The organism is Gluconobacter sp. (assembly GCF_047723935.1).
Classification (GTDB): domain Bacteria; phylum Pseudomonadota; class Alphaproteobacteria; order Acetobacterales; family Acetobacteraceae; genus Gluconobacter.
The window spans coordinates 4865-8130 of the sequence record NZ_JBDOBO010000096.1 but is presented as its reverse complement, the minus strand read 5'-3'; the positions used below and the strand labels follow the sequence as shown (position 1 = coordinate 8130).

3 protein-coding genes and 1 pseudogene are annotated in these 3266 nt (G+C 50.1%); 3 read left to right on the top strand and 1 reads right to left on the bottom strand.

The annotated features are described in order from the left end of the window. Positions 1-302: 302 nt before the first annotated feature. Positions 303-1193, bottom strand: a complete 891-nt coding sequence (locus ABF979_RS15500) for a LysR family transcriptional regulator (RefSeq protein ID WP_415560631.1) — start codon at positions 1191-1193, stop codon at positions 303-305. 438 nt (positions 1194-1631) lie between these two features. Here ABF979_RS15500 and ABF979_RS15495 point away from each other — a divergent pair. The 3 genes and pseudogenes from ABF979_RS15495 to ABF979_RS15485 form a co-directional block, all read left to right on the top strand. Next, a pseudogene (locus ABF979_RS15495) lies at positions 1632-1772 on the top strand (alpha-galactosidase); the annotation flags it as partial. 643 nt (positions 1773-2415) lie between these two features. Then, positions 2416-3033: a sorbitol dehydrogenase family protein gene (locus ABF979_RS15490; RefSeq protein ID WP_308469049.1), complete on the top strand. Its 618-nt coding sequence runs from the start codon at positions 2416-2418 to the stop codon at positions 3031-3033. Positions 3034-3054: 21 nt separating this feature from the next. Next, positions 3055-3266: FAD-dependent oxidoreductase (locus ABF979_RS15485; RefSeq protein WP_415560630.1), on the top strand; the 212-nt coding region annotated here is incomplete at its 3' end.

Here is a 3266-nt window from a genome sequence, read left to right as displayed (position 1 = left end):
CGGGTATAGCTTATCAAGCCCGCAAAACTGTCCGAACGGACGGGACCACCTCACTTGACGCTCTTCAGAACCCGTCATTTAGTGACGAGGAACTCCAGTTGATCGATCAATATGCACGTGAAGGGCATATTGATCTGTGGCGAAATCTTTCAGAATGAAATGCTCATAAATTACCCAAGAAATATTTTACCCAGCCTACAAAATTAGGCTGGGTCTCGATATTTTTCAAAAATCAAAAGCATCTATAAATTCCAACCTCAGAATACTCCCACCAACTACGTGAAGTTTCTTCTGTAAATTACCTACACTTTGTAGCGTAATTTATCGACGACGAGAGGCAATACGGACGAATGCTTTCGACTTGGATAGTACAAGTGGTAGCCTGGGAAGGTTGGACAGCAGTCCTCTAGAACCCTTACCAATCGACCGGACTTGATATACGCCAGCACTGCATCTTCAGGGAGATAGGCAATCCCTAACCCATCAAGCGCAGACTTGATGCGCAGAGCTAGATTGTTGAAAACAAGCTGCCCTTCAACGCGAACATGTATTTCCTGCCCATCTTTTTCCAGATCCCACGGAAAAATGCCTCCATAAGTCGGCAAGCGAACATTAATGCAATTATGTTCCATCAGATCCTGAGGCGTTTGCGGCAAAGGATGCCGTTTGAAATATCCCGGCGATGCAACAACCGCCATGCGCATATCAGGTCCGATCCGAACCGCAATCATGTCTTTGGCGACCTGCTCTCCCATCCGGACACCAGCATCATATCCTTGGGCAACGATATCGGTCAGGCCATAGTCTACAATCAATTCAACATTGATATCCGGATGATCAGAGAGAAAACGTTTCAAGGCTGGTTGAAGAATAGAAAGTGCTGGATGCTCCCCGGCTGTGATCCGCACTGTACCGGCCGGCTTATCACGCAAGGCAGTCAGAGCTGCCAGTTGGGCTTCTATTTCGCTCAATCTCGGCGCCAGTGTCTGAAAAAGACGCTCACCAGCCTCGGTCGGAGCAACACTCCGGGTTGTTCGTGTCAGCAAGCGCAAGCCAAGCCGCTCTTCAAGAGCACGAATGGTCTGACTGAGAGCTGATTGAGAAACCCCCATTTTTGCTGCCGCTCGTGTAAAGCTCCGTTCCTGTGCAACAGCCGCAAAGGCTGCGAGATCATTGAAATTCTCATGCGCCATTGATTAGACTTTCTAATAACATGGTTCGCTTTATAGCGTCCCATCACAGAGCACAATGCGAGAAAACCGCTCAGGAATGCCCTATAAGGCATGAATCCAGACTACGAGTGAACAGAAGTTTTAGCGCTGAAATCGACCATTCTGGCGAGCAAACAGCGACAAACGGCCCCTCAGGGACACACCTTGTAAAAGCTACTCTCAATGGCACAATCTGGACCCTGCAGCGACGCGGACAGTTCTTGTTGAGAGTTAAAGAAGCTTATTTTCATGCCGCTTATATGCCCGTGCATTCCAGCATCATGCCCGACAACGTGTCCTGCCATTCTGAACTCGCGAGAAGGCACATCTTCTGTGACGAATTAACGCAGCAGAGAAGCTGGGCGTCGAGAATTTTGTGCTGCATGATGCCCGGTTGGGCAGCTTGGCAACTCGCGCAGTCTCGGAAGCTGGAATGTCACCCCCAATATTTCCCCGAACGGACTAAATGCCCTAACCGACCATGCTCATGGCCTTGGCATGCAACTCGGTCAGTGGTTCGAGCCTGAAATGGTCCGTCCTTCTACGGTGAGCCCCACCTGACTTGAAAAAGGAATCACTGTCAGCGCTACTGTTTTGCAAGACATGGAACGAACACTCTCCAGACTTTATCCTGCGCAGGTACTGGTTCTGGAATGCCGACCGGTTCGCGGCATGAATGGCTAACTTCGATGCGGAGCGTGTCTCTCGCAGCATGGCTCCACAGTAGAACGTTTCTCCTTCAAACACGCCCAAATCGGCATCCAGCACTTGATTTCGCAGACTAGGCTACGAAACAGCCCTCCCTCTCAGAATGTTCGTGACGAAAAACAGCAGGCCCCAAAATCAAATTAATAAGTGAGACTTATATCTGTATATAAATATAAGGACCTAATCATATACGATATTTGACGATAAGATGTTTAGGGTTTTTATAAATTTCAATTTCCGGTAGGTGGATGTTCGTTTCCGGAAGGGCACAGGAATATATATTGGCGTCAGACTATCAGGGCATACCTTCTCTACTCGTATCAATTCTGATGGAATCTTCATCCTTTCTGAATGAAAGCGTTTCTGCTGTCTCTGATGCGATAGATTCTGTTGGCATGCCCTGACCCTGCATCAATCTGTTTTGCGTAGTTTCAGCGCAAGATATTTCCCGGCCCTTCCACACGATTGGATAATGGTTTTTGTGGAGTAGGTTTTTGTGACACGAAATGGAAATGGCTCGTTTCCTGGCCATCTCAATGCCTCGCCCAATGCGATCAGAACGAGCCAGTCCTTGAGACTGATGCGTCGGGACGTTCTGCTTTCCGGATTTGGAGCCATACTCGCTTACGGAATTGGTGGCGGGAGCTCTGAGGCGGCAGGCGTTACGACTGATCCGAATATTGCACAATTCATGGATATATCGTGCCGCATGACGGATCGTCAGCATCTCGATCCACAGGTTGGCGCGGCGCTCTACAATGGCATCATCCATTCCGTTCCAGAACGCAAAGCCCAGCTTTCCAAGCTATACAACATCATGAAAAGCAATAACCCGGGCACTTCTGCGGAGCTTGCAAAGGCTGCAGAACAGGCCGATCCGGGCTTCAAGGATGTGATTCATGACATCATGATCGGCTGGTATCGTGGCGTTGCTGACGGAAAGGTCGTTGTCTATCGCACGGCCCTGATGTTTGATGTCACCAAAGATGCCATCTATCCCAAAACCTATGCGGCGGGCGGTCCGTTTTACTGGACCACCCAGCCCCCAGAGGTGGAGCGTCCGACGGGACAGCCTGCGCTTTCCGCATCCCCCTTCGTCGTAGAACCCACCTGAAAAACCGGAAAAGCCTCATTCATGTCTTCTGACCAGAACCTCTCCGCCGATGTCGTCATCGTCGGCTCCGGTGTCGCGGGCAGCTCTATTGCCAATGAGTTGGTGCGCGCCGGAATTTCTGTTGTCGTACTCGAAGCTGGCCCCCGTGTGGATCGTCAGCATTTCGTCGAGAATTTCCGCAATCTGGAAAACAAGCCGTCCTATCAGGGGCCTTTTCCATCCACCCCGTGGGC